The organism is Burkholderia sp. ABCPW 11 (genome assembly GCF_001523445.1).
Lineage (GTDB): Bacteria > Pseudomonadota > Gammaproteobacteria > Burkholderiales > Burkholderiaceae > Burkholderia.
On record NZ_LOVM01000008.1, the window covers coordinates 17,345 to 33,124 of the forward strand.

Annotated in this window: 15 protein-coding genes; 5 read left to right on the forward strand and 10 right to left on the reverse strand. The window is 67.7% G+C overall.

The genetic code is table 11. The annotated features are described in order from the left end of the window. The first annotated feature begins 205 nt into the window (after positions 1–205). A complete protein-coding gene (locus tag WS61_RS04135; protein WP_059499362.1) occupies positions 206–1,516 on the forward strand; it encodes an MFS transporter in 1,311 nt (436 codons plus the stop codon). Between the two features lie 107 nt (positions 1,517–1,623). On the opposite strand, the gene WS61_RS04140 is transcribed toward WS61_RS04135, so the two are convergent. The 4 genes from WS61_RS04140 to garD all read right to left on the reverse strand — a co-directional run bounded on the left by WS61_RS04140 (position 1,624) and on the right by garD (position 4,952). After that, a complete protein-coding gene (locus WS61_RS04140; RefSeq protein WP_059499363.1) occupies positions 1,624–2,061 on the reverse strand; it encodes a DoxX family protein in 438 nt (145 codons plus the stop codon). Between the two features lie 192 nt (positions 2,062–2,253). After that, the gene (locus WS61_RS04145) at positions 2,254–2,709 is read right to left on the reverse strand and encodes an RbsD/FucU family protein (protein WP_059499364.1); all 456 of its coding nucleotides are present in this window, start codon (positions 2,707–2,709) and stop codon (positions 2,254–2,256) included. 79 nt (positions 2,710–2,788) lie between these two features. Further along, positions 2,789–3,181 (reverse strand): nuclear transport factor 2 family protein, encoded by a 393-nt coding sequence (locus tag WS61_RS04150; RefSeq protein WP_059499365.1) that lies wholly within the window; start codon positions 3,179–3,181, stop codon positions 2,789–2,791. A 217-nt stretch (positions 3,182–3,398) separates the two neighbouring features. Then, on the reverse strand, positions 3,399–4,952 hold the full coding sequence (gene garD / locus WS61_RS04155; RefSeq protein ID WP_059499366.1) for a galactarate dehydratase: 1,554 nt from the start codon (positions 4,950–4,952) through the stop codon (positions 3,399–3,401). 226 nt (positions 4,953–5,178) lie between these two features. Between garD and kdgD the strand changes: the two genes are divergently transcribed. Further along, positions 5,179–6,093 carry a 5-dehydro-4-deoxyglucarate dehydratase gene (gene kdgD, locus WS61_RS04160; RefSeq protein WP_059499367.1) on the forward strand — a complete coding sequence of 305 codons (915 nt, stop codon included), beginning with the start codon at positions 5,179–5,181 and terminating at the stop codon, positions 6,091–6,093. 116 nt (positions 6,094–6,209) lie between these two features. Here the strand turns inward: kdgD and WS61_RS04165 are convergent, their stop codons facing one another. Together WS61_RS04165 and WS61_RS04170 are read right to left on the reverse strand one after the other, a co-directional pair. Then, positions 6,210–6,764 carry a hypothetical protein gene (locus WS61_RS04165; protein WP_059499368.1) on the reverse strand — a complete coding sequence of 185 codons (555 nt, stop codon included), beginning with the start codon at positions 6,762–6,764 and terminating at the stop codon, positions 6,210–6,212. Positions 6,765–7,136: 372 nt separating this feature from the next. Then, a complete protein-coding gene (locus WS61_RS04170; protein ID WP_059499369.1) occupies positions 7,137–8,714 on the reverse strand; it encodes an aldehyde dehydrogenase (NADP(+)) in 1,578 nt (525 codons plus the stop codon). Between the two features lie 238 nt (positions 8,715–8,952). Here WS61_RS04170 and WS61_RS04175 point away from each other — a divergent pair, with 238 nt between their 5' ends. Next, complete coding sequence (locus tag WS61_RS04175; RefSeq protein WP_059499370.1) at positions 8,953–10,344, forward strand: MFS transporter; 1,392 nt, start codon at positions 8,953–8,955, stop codon at positions 10,342–10,344. Between the two features lie 65 nt (positions 10,345–10,409). Here the strand turns inward: WS61_RS04175 and WS61_RS04180 are convergent, their stop codons facing one another. Together WS61_RS04180 and WS61_RS04185 are read right to left on the reverse strand one after the other, a co-directional pair. Then, entirely contained in the window at positions 10,410–11,135 is a 726-nt protein-coding gene (locus tag WS61_RS04180) for a site-2 protease family protein (RefSeq protein ID WP_059499371.1), read from the reverse strand. Continuing rightward, positions 11,132–12,076, reverse strand: coding sequence for a DUF2167 domain-containing protein (locus WS61_RS04185; protein WP_059499372.1), 945 nt, complete (start codon positions 12,074–12,076; stop codon positions 11,132–11,134). The genes WS61_RS04180 and WS61_RS04185 overlap by 4 nt, the downstream gene beginning before the upstream one ends. Before the next feature lie 199 nt (positions 12,077–12,275). Here WS61_RS04185 and WS61_RS04190 point away from each other — a divergent pair, with 199 nt between their 5' ends. Further along, positions 12,276–13,124, forward strand: coding sequence for a helix-turn-helix domain-containing protein (locus WS61_RS04190; protein WP_059499373.1), 849 nt, complete (start codon positions 12,276–12,278; stop codon positions 13,122–13,124). Positions 13,125–13,154: 30 nt separating this feature from the next. Here the strand turns inward: WS61_RS04190 and WS61_RS04195 are convergent, their stop codons facing one another. Continuing rightward, complete coding sequence (locus tag WS61_RS04195; protein WP_059499374.1) at positions 13,155–13,781, reverse strand: LysE family translocator; 627 nt, start codon at positions 13,779–13,781, stop codon at positions 13,155–13,157. A gap of 165 nt (positions 13,782–13,946) precedes the next feature. On the opposite strand from WS61_RS04195, the gene WS61_RS04200 reads away from it, so the two are divergent. Continuing rightward, a complete protein-coding gene (locus WS61_RS04200) occupies positions 13,947–14,411 on the forward strand; it encodes an Lrp/AsnC family transcriptional regulator (protein WP_095211593.1) in 465 nt (154 codons plus the stop codon). On the opposite strand, the gene WS61_RS04205 is transcribed toward WS61_RS04200, so the two are convergent. Continuing rightward, positions 14,408–15,778 carry a dihydroorotase gene (locus tag WS61_RS04205; RefSeq protein WP_059499375.1) on the reverse strand — a complete coding sequence of 457 codons (1,371 nt, stop codon included), beginning with the start codon at positions 15,776–15,778 and terminating at the stop codon, positions 14,408–14,410. The genes WS61_RS04200 and WS61_RS04205 overlap by 4 nt on opposite strands. Positions 15,779–15,780: the final 2 nt, after the last annotated feature.

Consider the following 15,780-nt stretch of genomic DNA (forward strand, 5'->3'; position numbering starts at 1 on the left):
ATTTCGCGCTCCTGTAGAATCCCCCCACCCGCTTTGACGCCTCGTCTCCGCCGTGCCCCATCCCGGTGCGGCGGCGCGTGTTGCGTGCCTCACCCGGCACGCGGCATGCTTCGACGACGCAAGCCGCGCCTTGTCAGTCCATGCCGATAGCGGGCTCTGGAGACGCAGCACCGACAACAACATTCGAAAACCGATCGTCCTGACCATGCAAGCTTCCGAATTGAGCGGCGTGCCTCGCGCCGCCGAACGCGCGCTCACGCGCAGCGACTACAAGACCCTTGGCCTTGCCGCACTCGGCGGCGCCCTCGAGTTCTACGACTTCATCATCTTCGTGTTCTTCGCGCCGGCGATAGGACAACTCTTCTTCCCGCACGACATTCCCGACTGGCTGCGCCAGTTGCAGACGTTCGGCATCTTCGCGGCCGGCTATCTCGCGCGCCCGCTCGGCGGCGTGATCATGGCGCACTTCGGCGACCTGTTCGGCCGCAAGCGGATGTTCACGCTGAGCGTGCTGATGATGTCGGTGCCGACGCTGCTGATGGGCCTGCTGCCCACCTACGACACGATCGGCATCCTCGCGCCGGTGTTGCTGCTGCTGTTTCGCGTGCTGCAGGGCGCGGCGGTCGGCGGCGAAGTGCCGGGCGCGTGGGTGTTCGTGTCCGAGCACGTGCCGTCGCGCCATATCGGCTACGCATGCGGCACGCTGACCGCGGGCCTGACGGCCGGCATCCTGCTCGGCTCGCTCGTCGCGGCCGGCATCAACAGCCGCTACTCGACGGCCGAAGTCGCCGCGTTCGCGTGGCGCATCCCGTTCCTGCTCGGCGGCGTGTTCGGGCTGTTCTCCGTGTACCTGCGCCGCTGGCTGCATGAAACGCCGGTGTTCGCCGAGATGAAGGCGAAGAAGGCGCTCGCGGCCGAGATTCCGCTGAAGGCGGTATTGCGCGACCACGGCCGCGCGGTGATCGTGTCGATGCTGCTCACGTGGATGCTGTCGGCTGCGATCGTCGTCGTGATCCTGATGACGCCCGCGCTGCTGCAGAAGCAGTTCCACCTGACGCCGGCGACGACGCTGTTCGCGAACAGCGTCGCGACGCTGTGCCTGACGGCCGGCTGCATCACCGCGGGTTCGCTCGCGGGCTGGATCGGCGCGAAGCGCGTGCTCGGCATCGGCGGCATCGGGTTGGCTGCGTGCTACTACCTGCTGTTCGTGCAGGTCGCGGCCGATGCGTCGACGCTGCCGCTCTACTACGGGATCGCGGGCTTCATGGTCGGCACGATCGGCGCGGTGCCGTTCGTGATGGTGAAGAGCTTCCCGGCCGTCGTGCGCTTCTCGGGCATCTCGTTCTCGTACAACGTCGCGTATGCGATCTTCGGCGGCCTCACGCCGGTGATCGTGTCGCTGATGATGAAGTCGAATCCGCTCGCACCGGTCGTGTACGTCGCGGCGATCTGCGTGCTCGGCGCGATTGCCGTGCAGTTCTCGAAGGATGCGAAGGAAGTGCAGGGCACGCACTGAACGCCGGCGCCCGCGCGCCCGCCGGATGAACGAAGGGCCGAATCCCGCGGCGTGCGGGATTCGGCCCTTTCGACTTGCCTGCGCGTAGCGGCGCGCGTCCGGTCAGTTCAACGCAGCACGCCGTACGACGAACTCGGCCGGCGCAACGCGTCGATGCTCGCGCCGCCGGCGCCGGTGACGAACAGCAGCAGGAACCCGCCGGAAATCGCAACGTTCTTCCAGAAGTGAATCACCATGTCGTGCTGGACGGCCGCGTTGGTCGCGTCCCAGAAATTGTGCCCGACCATCGCGGTCGCGATCGTGTAGACCGCCATCAGCAACGCGAGCGGCCGTACCTTGTAGCCGACGATCAACAGCAGGCCGCCCAGCCCCTCGATGGCGACGACGATCGGCGCGACGACCTGTTGATAGGGCACGTTCATCGTGTGCAGGTACGCGACGAAATCGCTGTAGCCGAGCAGTTTCATGATGCCGCCCCACAAGAACAACGCCGCCAGCGCCAGGCGTGCGAAAAAAATGACGCCGGAATCGACGGTACGCGTCATGCCTCTCTCCTCGTATGCAATTCGGCCGCCCGCCCGGGTGCGCCCGTGCGGTTCGGCGCCGCGCGGCCCCGGAAGGGCGCGCGGCAAATGGGCCAGCATAGAGGGTCTTTTCGCGGTGTCCAAGAAAAAGGTTGTAGCAAATCTTTACACCGCGGCGGCGGCGCCGGCAGCCCGGCGCGCTGACAAACGCGTTTAGCCCGCGTCGCTCAACAGCACGCCCTTCTTGAAGATGAAGCAGCCGTAGCCGCGCGTTTCGCCGGTGACGATCACCGCGTACGTCTGCTGCGCGCGCTCATAGAACGCGAAACGCTCGACGCCGGTAAGCGGCACTGAACGCCCTTCCGCGCGGTCGATCTCGGCCTGCACTTCGCGCTGCACGGGCGGCACCACGGCGGCATCGCCGACGACTTCCATCCGCCACGCGGGCGTGTCGACGAACGTATCGAGCGGCAGCACCGACAGCACTGCGCGCACGACGCGCGCCGAATCGGCGCCGTCGATCCGCAGCGCACGGCCGACCACCGTGTGCTCCGCGACGGATTCCGCGGGGAAATTCGCATCGCAGATCGCGATTTCGTCGCCGTGACCCATCGCGCGCAGCGTGTGCAGGATGTCGGCGTGCAGCAGCGGATCGAGATTCTTCAACATGTGGGCTAGTCTCCGGGTTCAGGAACGAATCGCATAACGTTACCCGATCCCGGCGGCCGCGGTGCATACATCGTTCAGGTCACGACGCCGCGGCCGGCATTTCGTCGATGAAACCCGTGACCGATGCGAGGCGGCCCGACGCGTCGACGGTGCCGAAGTCCGAGCCCTTCACGATCGCCGCGCCGTCGGGCGACACGAGCGCCCACGAGAATCGCAGGTGCTGGCCGAACGCGTCGACGTCGGTCGTGCGCCGGAAGCGGTATGCGGGGAAACGTTGCTGCACGGCGGCGATCATCGTGTCGATGCCCGCATGGCCGTCGCCGGCCATCAGCGGATCGCGATAGGCCGCGTCGCTCGCGTACGTCGCATCGATCAGCGCGCGGCGGCGCACGACGTCGGGTTCGTTCCAGGCGTCGAAGTAGCGGTCGATCAGATCGGCGTGAACGGACGATGCGGATTGAGCGGTGTTCATGGCGAGGCTCCTTGTGTCGGTGACGAACTTTGTCGCGGACGTTTCGTGTCCGCGTGCCGCTATCGTCGCCCGGCCGGCGGGGGCGGTCGATTACGCGGGAGGTAAGGAAATCGCGCCGGCCACGCGCCGCATGCCCACGCGCAACCGCCACGTGCATCGCAACGAAAACGGGCGCCCGAAGGCGCCCGCATCGTCTTGCCGCCGCCCCCGCTGCGCGTCAGGTCACCGGCGCCGGATTGAACAGCGTCAGCGCGTTCGCGAGCTTCCATTGCTCGGCCCACGTGCGGCGCTTGCCGCTGGCGACGTCGAGCATCAGCCGGAACAGTGCCCAGCCCGTGTCCTCGATCGTCGCCGCGCCGGTCGCGATCTGCCCCGCATCGAGATCCATCAGGTCGTGCCAGCGGCGCGCGAGATCGCTGCGCGTCGCGACCTTGATCACCGGCACCTGCGCGAGGCCGTACGGCGTGCCGCGGCCGGTCGTGAAAATGTGCAGGTTCATCCCCGCCGCGAGCTGCAGCGTGCCGCAGATGAAATCGCTCGCGGGCGTCGCCGCGTACAGTAGCCCCTTTTGCCGCGCGCGATCGCCGGGGCGCACGACGCCGGCGATCGGCGCGCTGCCCGACTTCACGATCGACCCCATCGCCTTCTCGACGATGTTCGACAGGCCGCCCTTCTTGTTGCCCGGCGTCGTGTTCGCGCTGCGGTCGACGCGGCCGCGCTGCAGGTAACGGTCGTACCAGTCCATCTCGCGGATGATCTCGCGGGCGACGTCCTCGTTCGCCGCGCGCGACGTGAGCTGCGCGACGCCGTCGCGCACTTCGGTCACCTCCGAGAACATGATCGTCGCGCCCGCGCGCACCAGCAGGTCGGCCGCGAAGCCGACCGCCGGATTCGCGGTGAGCCCCGAGAACGCGTCGCTGCCGCCGCACTGCACGCCGACGACGAGATCCGACGCCGGGCAGGTTTCGCGACGGCGGCGGTTCAGCCGATCGAGATGCGATTCGGCCATCTTCATGATCGAGTCGATCATCGAGTTGAAGCCGACGTGCGCGGCGTCCTGCAGGCACACCACGCCGCCGTTGTCCGTCGCGCCGTCGGCCGCCACCGGAATCGCGCCCGGCGGCAGCAGGCGCTCGGGCTGCAGCTTCTCGCAGCCGAGGCTCACGGTCATCACTTCGCCGCCGAAGTTCGGATTCAGGCTGATGTTGCGCAGCGTGCGGATCGGGATGTCGGCGTCGGGCGCGTCGATCGCGACGCCGCAGCCGTACGTGTGTTCGAGCCCGACCACGTCGTCGACGTTCGGGTAGCGCGGCAGCAGTTCGTCCTTGATCCGCTTCACCGCATGCTCGACGACGCCCGACACGCACTGCACGGTCGTCGTGATCGCAAGGATGTTGCGCGTGCCGACCGAGCCGTCGGCATTGCGAAAGCCCTCGAACGTATAGCCTTCGAGCGGCTCGAGCGGCGGCGCGGCACGCGTGGCGAGCGGCAGGTCGTCGAGGCCCGGCGGCTCGGGCATGCGCATCGTGCGCTCGTTGACCCAGCTGCCGCGCCGCAGGTCGGTCAGCGCATAGCCGATCACCACGTTGTAGCGAACGACCGGGTCGCCGGCCGCGAGGTCGACGAGCGCAACCTTGTGCCCCTGCGGCACGCCTTCGCACAGCGTCAGCCCGTCGGCGAACGTCGCGCCTGCGGGCAGACCGCCGTCGTTGACGACGATCGCGACGTTGTCGTCCGGATGCACGCGGATGTAGAGAGGGGAAGCAGTCATGGAATTCCTGGTGCTATCTGCGATATCGTTAGTCATCATACGACATTCAACCTCAATCGACGATGCTGCGTAAACCCTTATCCGGAAAGACCCTACCCTTGACTGGCCAGCAAACCGCTTGCGCCGCTCATTCGTGCGTTGTACGATGACATACAACGACATCGCCAATATGGCTCGGATGCCGTACCGACGAACCCCGCACTCGCGCTAGACGGACGACCCAACCATGACTTCACCGCAAGAACTCAAACAGATCATCTCCCACGGCCTGCTGTCGTTTCCGCTGACGGATTTCGACGCCGACGGCAGCTTCCGCCCGTCCACCTATGCCGAGCGCCTGGAATGGCTGGCGCCGTATGGCGCGAGCGCACTGTTCGCGGCCGGCGGCACCGGCGAATTCTTCTCGCTCACGCAGCGCGAGTATTCGGACGTGATCCGCGTCGCGACGGAAACCTGCAAGGGCAAGGTGCCGATCCTCGCCGGTGCGGGCGGCGCGACGCGCGTGGCGATCGAATATGCGCAGGAAGCCGAGCGCCTCGGCGCGAGCGGCGTGCTGCTGATGCCGCACTACCTGACCGAAGCGAGCCAGGAAGGGATCGCCGAGCATGTCGAGCAGGTCTGCCGCGCGCTGAAGATCGGCGTCGTGGTGTACAACCGCGCGAATTCGAAGCTGAATGCCGACATGCTCGAGCGCCTCGCCGACCGTTGCCCGAACCTGATCGGCTTCAAGGACGGCGTCGGCGAAATCGAAAGCATGGTCACGATCCGCCGCCGCCTCGGCGATCGTTTCGCGTACCTCGGCGGCCTGCCCACGGCCGAAGTCTATGCGGCCGCGTACAAGGCGCTCGGCGTGCCGGTGTACTCGTCGGCGGTGTTCAACTTCATCCCGAAGACGGCGATGGAATTCTACGAAGCGATCGCGAAGGACGACCACGCGACGGTCGGCCGCCTGATCGACGCGTTCTTCCTGCCGTACCTGAAGATCCGCAATCGCCGCGCAGGCTACGCGGTCAGCATCGTGAAGGCGGGCGCGAAGCTCGTCGGCCACGACGCGGGCCCGGTGCGCGCCCCGCTCGTCGACCTGACCGACGCCGAAGCGGCCGAGCTCGACGTGCTGATCAAGAAGATGGGCCCGCAGTAAGCGGGATTCGCCGGCGGCGCGGGGCCTTCATCGGCACGGCGCGCCGGCTCCCGCACTCGTCCGTATCCGTATCACGCGATGGCCGCGCGGCTCGACGAGCCGGCGCGGCCACTTCATTACATCTGTGCGATCGCGCCGATGATCCGCTGCCGCACGCTCGCGAGCGTACGCTGCGTCTCGTCGATCCCTTTGCGCGCCGCAAGCGGCCGGCCGCGCGCCGGCGACTCGGCTCCCACGATCTGTTCCAGCACGTCGCGGTCGACGACCGCATCGAAGAACCGCCCGACGGTGAACATCGCGTACTGCTTCGCGGTGGCGAGATGCGTATTGGCCTGCGTGAGCGCGTCGGCGCGCTGCGCACCGTTCGGCGCGTCGATACTGCGACGATGCTTCAGCGCGAACACCACCGCCTGCATGTCGTACTTGAAGCGCTCGACGGCTCTGCCGAAGATCAACGAATGCGGATCGGAGCCCGCGACGGGCCGCCCCTGGTTGATCGTCACGTCGAATTCGCTGCCGCCCAGCTCGCGCTGCAGCGCGAACAGCGCGTCGGCCAGCACGCGCCCTTCGCTGTATTCGCCGATCTGGGTGCGAACCGATTTCGCGACGTCGCCGATCGCTTTCCACAATCCGGCCGCGAACAAGTGGTCGCCACGCTTGCTGATATTCATCGGATGGTTCCTTATTGTCTTGTGCGTTCTCTCAGGCTCGCCTGCGGGCCAGACGGCCCGCGGCTTCGCTACTGTAAGAGAAACGCGGGCAACAGGAAAGCCGACATCTCCCCCCGTCTGCGCATCACCGAGAGCACCATTTGATGTCGTTATTGAAACCAGCGGCAGCAAGCTATGGACGCGCGACCGGCGCCTGCTGGCTGCAGCGGAGCGCCTGGAACTCGTCGCCCGCTCCGCTCACTGACCGGGCGAAACCGGCACGAAAGCCCGCGTTGAATAAAAAAGGCGGCGGGGCCCGTGGGCCCCGCCGCCGTGTTTCGACGTGCCGGAACGCGTCCCTTCCGGGACGCTGCGTTCAGCGGTTACGCCACGTCACCCCGCCTTGCCGTCGCGCAGCCGCGGAATCGCCAGCGGATTGCTTTCCTGCAGCCCTTCGGGCAAGAGGTCGTCCGGGAAGTCCTGATAGCACACCGGCCGCAGGAATCGCTCGATCGCGGTCGCTCCGACCGACGTGACGGACGGGTTCGACGTGGCGGGGAACGGGCCGCCGTGCACCATCGCATCGCACACTTCGACGCCGGTCGGGTAGCCGTTGACGAGCAGGCGCCCGGCCTTGCGTTCGAGGATCGGCAGCAGCCGGCGCGCGAGCGGCTTGTCGTCGGCATCGATCTGCAGCGTGGCCGTCAACTGACCTTCGAGCGCGTCGAGCACGCGCGCGACTTCGTCGAGATCGCGGCAGCGCACGATCAGCGACGCCGGCCCGAACACCTCGTGACTGAACGCCGGCTCGGCCAGGAACGCCTGCGCGCCGACTTCGTACAGCGCGCCGCCCGCCTGGCAGTCGGTCTGCGCAGCCTCGCCCGCGCCAATTTCGCGCACGCCGGGCAGCTCGGCGAGCTTGCCGCGACCGTTGCGGTACGCATCGGCGATGCCGCGCGTGAGCATCACGCCGGCCGGCTTCTTCGCGAGCGCCTGCGCGGCGACCGTCTCGAAGCGGTCGAGATCGGGACCGTCGATCGCGAGCACGAGGCCCGGATTGGTACAGAACTGGCCGACGCCGAGCGTCAGCGAATCGACGAAGCCCGTCGCGATCGCGTCGCCGCGCGCGGCCAGCGCGGCCGGGAACAGCACGACGGGGTTGATGCTGCTCATTTCCGCATAGACGGGAATCGGCTGCGGGCGCGCGTTCGCGAGCTGCACGAGCGCCATCCCGCCCTGCCGGGAACCGGTGAAACCGACGGCCTGGATCGCCGGGTGGCTGACCAGCGCCGCGCCGGTCACGCGGCCGGGGCCGACCAGCAGCGAGAACACGCCGGCCGGCATGCCGGTTTTCGCGACCGCGGCGCGGATCGCACGGCCGACCAGCTCGGACGTGCCGAGGTGCGCTTCATGCGCCTTCACGATCACCGGGCAGCCGGCCGCGAGTGCCGACGCGGTATCGCCGCCGGCCACCGAGAACGCGAGCGGGAAATTGCTCGCGCCGAACACGGCGACGGGCCCGAGCGCGATTTTCTGCAGCCGCAGGTCCGAACGCGGCAGCGGCGTGCGGGCCGGCTGCGCGGGATCGATCGACGCGGCAAGGAAGCGCCCGTCGCGCACGACGCGCGCGAACAGCCGAAGCTGGCCGACGGTGCGGCCGCGCTCGCCCTGCAGCCGCGCGACCGGCAGGCCCGTTTCGGCATGCGCGCGCTCGATCAGCGCATCGCCGAGCGCGACGATTTCATCGGCGATCGCGTCGAGAAACGCCGCACGGGCCGCGAGCGGCTGCGTGCGGTACGCGTCGAACGCGTCGCGTGCGAGTTCGCACGCGCGGTCGACGTCGGCCTGCGTCGCGACGCCGAACGCCGGAACGTCGATCGGCGCACCCTTCGTCGGGTCGAACGCGTGCAAGGTTCCGGCCGAGCCGACCACCGCTTCGGCGCCGATCAGCATCTCTCCTGTCAGTTGCATGGGGTGTGCTCCGTGGTTCGGGAATGGATTGCTCATTGTAGCTCAACAGATACGATGTCTGCCGACGGCATCGCGCCGCCCGCGAAGGCGCCGACGATACACCCGCCAGCCTCGCGCGGCCAGCGAATCCCGTTCTTCCCATATTGTGACGACGATTCCCGAGGGAAAACCCGAGGTTTCTGGATTCGCCTATCGTCAATAAACTTTCGCTCATGTCATACGACGACGTACATTTAAAGTGAGCAATCAGACCTCCCCTCGCGATCTCCCGCTCGACCTCGCGCGCACCGCGCGTCGAACCGCCGTGCGCTACTGGATCCTGGCGATGCTGTTCGTCGTCACGACGCTCAACTACGCGGACCGCGCGACGCTGTCGATCACGGGCACGCCGATCCGCAAGGCGTTCGGCATCGATCCGGTGACGATGGGCTACATCTTCTCGGCATTCAGCTGGGCGTACGTGCTCGCGCAACTGCCGAGCGGCTGGCTGCTCGACCGCTTCGGCGCGCGGCGCGTGTATGCGGCGAGCATCTTCCTGTGGTCGGCGTTCACGCTGCTGCAGAGCACGATCGGCCTCGGCGGCAGCGCCGCGTTCGCGGTCGCCGCGCTGTTCGCGATGCGCTTCGCGGTCGGCATCGCGGAAGCGCCCGCGTTTCCGGCGAACGCGAAGGTCGTCGCGAGCTGGTTCCCGACCGCCGAGCGCGGCACGGCATCGGCGATCTTCAACGCCGCGCAGTATTTCGCGGCCGTCGTGTTCTCGCCGCTGATGGCGTGGCTCACGCATGCATACGGCTGGCACCACGTGTATCTGTGGCTCGGTCTCGCCGGCATCGCGCTTGCCTGCCTGTGGCTGCGCGTGATGAAGGATCCGGTCGACCATCCGGGCGTGAATCGCGCGGAGCTCGAGCATATCGAACAGGGCGGCGGCCTGGTGCGGTCGACGGGCCGGCCTACCGGCGCACGCGGCAACGGCGGCGCCTCCGAAGGCAGCCGCGTGGCGGGTTGGTACTACGTGCGCCAGCTACTGTCGAACCGGATGCTGCTCGGCGTCTATCTCGGCCAGTACTGCGTGAACGTGCTGACGTACTTCTTCCTCACGTGGTTCCCGATCTACCTCGTGCAGGCGCGCGGGATGTCCCTGCTGAAGGCCGGCTTCATGACGTCGCTGCCGGCGATCTGCGGGTTCCTCGGCGGCGTGCTCGGCGGGATGCTGTCGGACGCGCTGATCCGCCGCGGCGTGTCGCTGACGCTCGCACGCAAGATTCCGATCGTCGGCGGGATGGCGCTGTCGATGGCGATCATCGGCTGCAACTACGTCGACAGCGAAGCGCTGGTCATCGCGCTGATGGCCGTGTCGTTCTTCGGCAAGGGGATCGGCTCGCTCGGCTGGGCCGTCGTCGCGGATACCGCGCCGAAAGAGGCGATCGGCCTGTCGGGCAGCCTGTTCAACATGTTCGGCAATACGGCGGGCATCGTCGCGCCGATCGCGATCGGCTACCTCGTCGGCGCGAGCGGCTCGTTCAACGGCGCGCTCGTGTTCGTCGGGTTGAACGCGCTCGTCACCGTGTTCAGCTATCTCGTGATCGTGAAGGACATCAAGCGCGTCGAACTGCGTCATCGCGACGCGTGAAGTTCGACCTTAGAGAAACGGCGGCCGCGTAGCAGCGGCCGCCGTTTTTTTGCATCGAATCGACGTCAGGTCGACACATGCACGACGCGCAGCATGTCGTGCACGTCGGACGTCATCAGCGCGAGGAACGCAAGCAGGCCGACGTAGCAGAGTGCGTAGGTCGTCTTCGTCTCGATCGACGTCGCGTAGTACACCCGATTCTCCGGCGCGTCGGGATCGTAGCGCCACGCGCGCTTCAGTTGCGGCAGCGCGAGGATCGCCATCACGATCAGCAGCGGGCTCGGCCGATACACGAACAGCGCGATCAGCACCGGCACGCCGGCGAACCAGATGCGCGGCGACAGCACCGCGGTGATCCGCCCGCCGTCGAACGGCGACAGCGGAATCATGTTGAAGAGATTCAGGAAGAAACCCGTGTACGACAGCGCGAGCAGCAGGTTGCTGTCGTAGTGGCGCGCGGCCGCATAGCAGGCCAGTGCGCCGAGCGTACCGACGAACGGCCCGGCGAGCCCGACGTATGCCTCCGTTTCCGCGTCGTGCGGCATTTCCTTCAACTGGATCCACGCGCCGACGAACGGGATGAAGGTCGGCAGCCCGACGTCGAGCCCGCGCCGCTGCGCGGCGAGGTAATGGCCGGCTTCGTGCACCAGCAGCAATGCGACGAAACCGGCCGCGAAACGCCAGCCGTAGAACAGCGCATAGACCGCGATCGACGCGAGCATCGTGCCGGCCGATACGAGCACCTTGCCGAGCTTCAGGCCGCCGAAGATCAGCAGCAACAGCTTGGTCATTCCTTGCGCTCCGTGGCGGATGCGTCGGCGACGGCCGGCACCGCGGCCGCCTTCGGCTTGCGCCCGAAGAAGCGCTTGAGCGCCGCTCCGCCGGCCAGCAGCGCGACCGCGCCGCTCTTGAAGAACTTCGCCGCGAACGCGCCGATCAGCGCGAGCAGCCCGAGCTTTTTCGCACCGACGCCGACGATCAGCGCCGCGAGCCCGTACTCGGCGACGTGGTCCGTCGACTTGTTGAAATCGGCATAGCGCTTGCCGTCGTTGAAGCTGATGTTCGCCAGCAGCGCGTCGGCCGATGCCTTGTACTTGGGCAGATCGGCGAGCGTCGACGCCATCGTCAGCGACAGGTAGCCGTCGCGGCCGAGCACGAGCGTCCGATAGTTCACGCCGTCGTTCCCGGCATTCGGCGCCGCGCCCTTGTCGCGGATGATCGCCGACCACACGAGCCGGTGCGTGGCCGCGTCGTATGCGGGCGCCTTCGCCCAGCCGACCACCTCGGTTTCGGGCAGGCCGCGCTCCTTGCGCGCCGGGTTGTTCGCCTCGGTGCCGGCCTGCAGGCTTTTCAGCAGTTCGTCGGGCTTCCAGTCCTTCGCGTCGTCGTCGCGGATGTAGCCGCTCGGCTCGAACGACACGACAGAGATCCAGTCGGCGTCGGGATCGTCGGGCAGCACGAGGCCGACCAGCTTCGATTCGTCGATCGCGTTGCCCATCGAACGCAGGTAGCGGCCGGCCTCGGCGGCCGGCACGAACGATTCGCCGGCCTTCAGCTTCAGCACGGCTTCGTGTTTCACGTCGATGTCGGTCGGCCCCTTCACGACCGCTTCGTTGGCGGCCGCGGCGGCGGCCCTCATTTCCACCTGCGCAGCTTCGGTCTGCGCGTGGCCGCTGGTCGCGGCGAGTGCGAGCGTCGCCACGCAGGCGAGCCGGACGGCGAGTTTTTTCATTGTTGGATTCCCCTGGAATGCCTTGTTGTCGATGTGCGCGGCGGCCGGCCCATGCGTTGTCGTCGCGGGTCCGGCGCCGCCTCTCAGGTGGCACGGGGGCTATGGTAACGCAGCGGCTGCGCGCGCCGGGGTGGGCGTGGCGCGGCGCTTACCTCGCAGGTAATGCCAAAGCGGCGCGGGATTGCCTATCATCTGCGCCATGAACCCGACCGCCGCCCTCCATTCGCCCTCCCCGTCCGCCGGCCGCGCGTCCGGCATCGGTCCGCTGCTGCGCACGTGGCGGCAACGCCGGCGCCTGAGCCAGATGGCGCTCGCGCTCGACGCGGAGGTTTCCGCGCGCCACCTGAGCTTCGTCGAATCGGGCCGCGCGCAGCCGAGCCGCGAGATGGTGCTGCATCTGGCCGAACGCCTCGACGTGCCGCTGCGCGAACGCAATGCGCTGCTCGTCGCGGCCGGCTTTGCGCCGCTGTTTCGCGAACGGCCGTTTTCGGACCCGGAACTGGATGCGGCGCGTCATGCGGTCGAGGCCGTGCTGCGCGGGCACGAGCCGTACCCGGCGCTTGCGGTGGACCGCCACTGGACGCTGCTCGCGGCGAACCGGATGCTCGGCGCGCTGGTCGCGCAGGCCGATCCGGCGCTGCTGCAGCCGCCCGTCAACGTGCTGCGGTTGAGCCTGCATCCGGACGGTCTCGCATCGCAGATCGTCAACTGGCACGAATGGCGCGCGCACATCCTGCATCGGTTGCAGCGGCAGATCGATGCGAGCGGCGATCGCACGCTGCATACGCTGCGCGACGAACTCGCCGCGTATCCGGCGCCGGCCGGCCAGCCCGACGACGCGCCCGCGCGCACCGATTTCGCGGATATCGCCGTGCCGCTGCGGTTGCGCACGGCGAGCGGCGAGCTGACGTTCTTCAGTACGACGACGGTGTTCGGCACGCCGGTCGACGTGACGCTGTCGGAACTGGCGATCGAGGCGTTCTTTCCGGCGAATCCGGAAACGGTGGATGCGATGCGGGCGCTGGCGGACGCGTTGCCGGCGGCGTAGCGCCGGCCGGCGCGCCGGCATCGCGCCCGATCAGCGGCGCTCGAGCGCCAGCTTCACGCCCAGCACCAGCAAGACGACGCCGCTGACGCGATGCATGCGCGTCAGGATGCGCGGGTTGCGGCGGATCGACGCCGACAGCAGGCCGGCGAACAACGCGACCGGCCCCTTGACGAGAAACGTCAGCCCGGCGAACGTCGCGCCGAGCACGAACAGCGACAGCATCGGATGCGGGGCGCCCGCCGGAACGAATTGCGGCAGGAATGCCAGATAGAAAAGCGCGACTTTCGGGTTCGACACGTTGGACAGCGCGCCTTGCGCGAACGTCCGGAGCCGCGATGCCGGCGCATTGCCGTTGCCCGCGAGCGTCAATTCGCCCGACGAACGCAGCAGCGTGATGCCGAGGTACAACAGGTACAGCGCGCCGATCGCCTTCAGCGCGGTGAACAGCCATTCGGATGCCTGAAGCAGCGCACCCAGCCCGAGCGTCGCGAGCATCGTATGGACGAGCAGCCCGACGCTGACGCCCGCGGCGGTCACAAGGCCCGCGCGCGTGCCGCCGGACAGCGTGCGCGACATCACGAGCACCATGTCCTGGCCCGGCGTCAGAATGATCAGAAGGGAGGTGGCCATGAACGGCAACCAGGCGACGTGCGGCATCGGGAAGCTCCTGAAAGTGGCGCCGCGGCGGGCGGGGATCGCGCGCCCGGGCCGGGCAGTCGTCAGATTATCGGCAACTTCCGTTGGAGATTGGATGCAAACTCGGCTACTTTCCGCTATGTATTTGGAGTTATTCTCCAATACTCGTATTGCGGGTAGCCAAAAATGCCAATCAAACTGGATGCAATCGATCGACGCATTTTGCGTGCATTGCAGCAGAATTCGAACCAGACGAACGCCGACATCGCGCAGCAGGTCGGACTGTCGCCCACGCCGTGCCTGCGCCGCGTTCACCTGCTCGAGGAACAGGGCGTAATCGACGCCTATGTCGCGTTGCTGAACCCGGCGGCCGTCGAGTTGCGCTTCACGGCATTCGTGCGCGTCACGCTGGAGCGCCAGGACAAGACGACGGTCGAACGCTTCGCGCGCGAGATGGAACGGGCGCCGGAAGTGCTCGAATGCCATCTGATGGCCGGCAGCTACGACTATCTGCTGCGCGTGATCGCGAAGGATCTCGACGACTATCAGCGCTTTCAGATGGAAACGCTCACGCAGATCGAGGGCGTACGCAACGTCGAAACCGAGATTCCGCTGAAGCGCATCAAGCAGACGGTACGGCTGCCGATCTAGGTGTCGAGAAACGTCACGGCCTCCCCGGCCGGCTGCCCGTTCAATTCGCCGTCACGCACGACGACCTGCCCGCGCACGACCGTATGCACGGGCCAGCCCGCGACCGCGCATCCGTCGTACGGCGTCCAGCCGCTCACGCTCGCGATCCATTCGTCGCGGATGACCCGCCGCGCGCGCAAGTCGACGATGCTGAAATCGGCGTCGTAGCCGGCCGCAATGCGCCCCTTTCCTTCGATGCCGAAGATGCGCGCCGGCCCGGCGCTGGTCAGGTCGACCAGCCGTTCCAGGCTCAGGCGGCCGGCATTCACGTGATCGAGCATCAGCGGCAGCAGCGTCTGCACGCCGGTCATCCCGCTCGGCGAGCGCGGATACGGGCGGCGCTTTTCGTCGCGCGTATGCGGCGCGTGATCGCTGCCGATGACGTCGACCACGCCGTCGCGGACGGCCTGCCACAGCGCGTCCCGATGATGCCGTTCGCGCACCGGCGGATTCATCTGCGCGAACGTGCCGAGCCGCTCGTAGCAATCCGGCGCATGGAGGCTCAGGTGATGCGGCGTGACTTCGACCGTCACGCGCCGCCGGTGCCGCGCGAGAAACGCCATTTCATCCGCCGTGGACACGTGCAGCACATGCAGTCGGCGCCCTGCCTCCGCGGCCAGTCCGACGATGCGCCGCGTCGCGGCCAGCGCGCTTTGCGCGTCGCGCCAGCGCGGATGGTCGCGCACGTCGCCGCTGGCCTCGGCGATCGCCTTGCGTTCGCGTAGCCGCGCCTCGTCCTCCGCATGCACGGCCATGCGTCGTTGCCCGTTGCGCAGGATCCGGCGCAACACGGTTTCGTCGTCGGCCAGCAGATCGCCGAACGAACTGCCCATGAAGACCTTCACCCCCGCGCAGCCGGGCAAACGTTCGAGCACCGGCAACCGTTCGGCATTGGCGGCCGAGCCGCCGATGTAGAACGCGTAGTCGCACCACGCACGACCGCACGCAAGATCCCGCTTGGCGTTCAGATCCTGCTCGCTCAACGTCAGCGGATGAGTATTGGGCATCTCGAAGATCGTCGTGACGCCGCCGAGCACTGCACCGCGCGTGCCGGCCTCGATGGTCTCCTTGTGCGTGAGCCCCGGTTCGCGGAAATGCACCTGACTGTCGACCACGCCGGGCAGCACGTGCAATCCGCGCGCATCGAGCAGCACGTCGGCGCTCCACGTACCGCGCAACACGCCCAGCGCGACGACGCGGCCATCCACGCACGCGACGTCGATCCGCTCGGCGCCGTTGGGCGTCATCACCGTGCCGCCGTACACCAGCAGATCGACGTGGCGTCGTTCCGGCCGGTCGCAGCGTTCCCGTCGCACCCGCTCGCCCATGA

Coding starts and splice junctions, on each gene's coding strand:
- WS61_RS04135 (WP_059499362.1), top strand. CDS start 206: ATGCAAGCTTCCGAATTGAGCGGCGTGCCTCGCGCCGCCGAACGCGCG.
- WS61_RS04140 (WP_059499363.1), bottom strand. CDS start 2,061: ATGACGCGTACCGTCGATTCCGGCGTCATTTTTTTCGCACGCCTGGCG.
- WS61_RS04145 (WP_059499364.1), bottom strand. CDS start 2,709: ATGTTGAAGAATCTCGATCCGCTGCTGCACGCCGACATCCTGCACACG.
- WS61_RS04150 (WP_059499365.1), bottom strand. CDS start 3,181: ATGAACACCGCTCAATCCGCATCGTCCGTTCACGCCGATCTGATCGAC.
- garD (WP_059499366.1), bottom strand. CDS start 4,952: ATGACTGCTTCCCCTCTCTACATCCGCGTGCATCCGGACGACAACGTC.
- kdgD (WP_059499367.1), top strand. CDS start 5,179: ATGACTTCACCGCAAGAACTCAAACAGATCATCTCCCACGGCCTGCTG.
- WS61_RS04165 (WP_059499368.1), bottom strand. CDS start 6,764: ATGAATATCAGCAAGCGTGGCGACCACTTGTTCGCGGCCGGATTGTGG.
- WS61_RS04170 (WP_059499369.1), bottom strand. CDS start 8,714: ATGCAACTGACAGGAGAGATGCTGATCGGCGCCGAAGCGGTGGTCGGC.
- WS61_RS04180 (WP_059499371.1), bottom strand. CDS start 11,135: ATGACCAAGCTGTTGCTGCTGATCTTCGGCGGCCTGAAGCTCGGCAAG.
- WS61_RS04185 (WP_059499372.1), bottom strand. CDS start 12,076: ATGAAAAAACTCGCCGTCCGGCTCGCCTGCGTGGCGACGCTCGCACTC.
- WS61_RS04190 (WP_059499373.1), top strand. CDS start 12,276: ATGAACCCGACCGCCGCCCTCCATTCGCCCTCCCCGTCCGCCGGCCGC.
- WS61_RS04195 (WP_059499374.1), bottom strand. CDS start 13,781: ATGCCGCACGTCGCCTGGTTGCCGTTCATGGCCACCTCCCTTCTGATC.
- WS61_RS04200 (WP_095211593.1), top strand. CDS start 13,947: ATGCCAATCAAACTGGATGCAATCGATCGACGCATTTTGCGTGCATTG.
- WS61_RS04205 (WP_059499375.1), bottom strand. CDS start 15,778: ATGGGCGAGCGGGTGCGACGGGAACGCTGCGACCGGCCGGAACGACGC.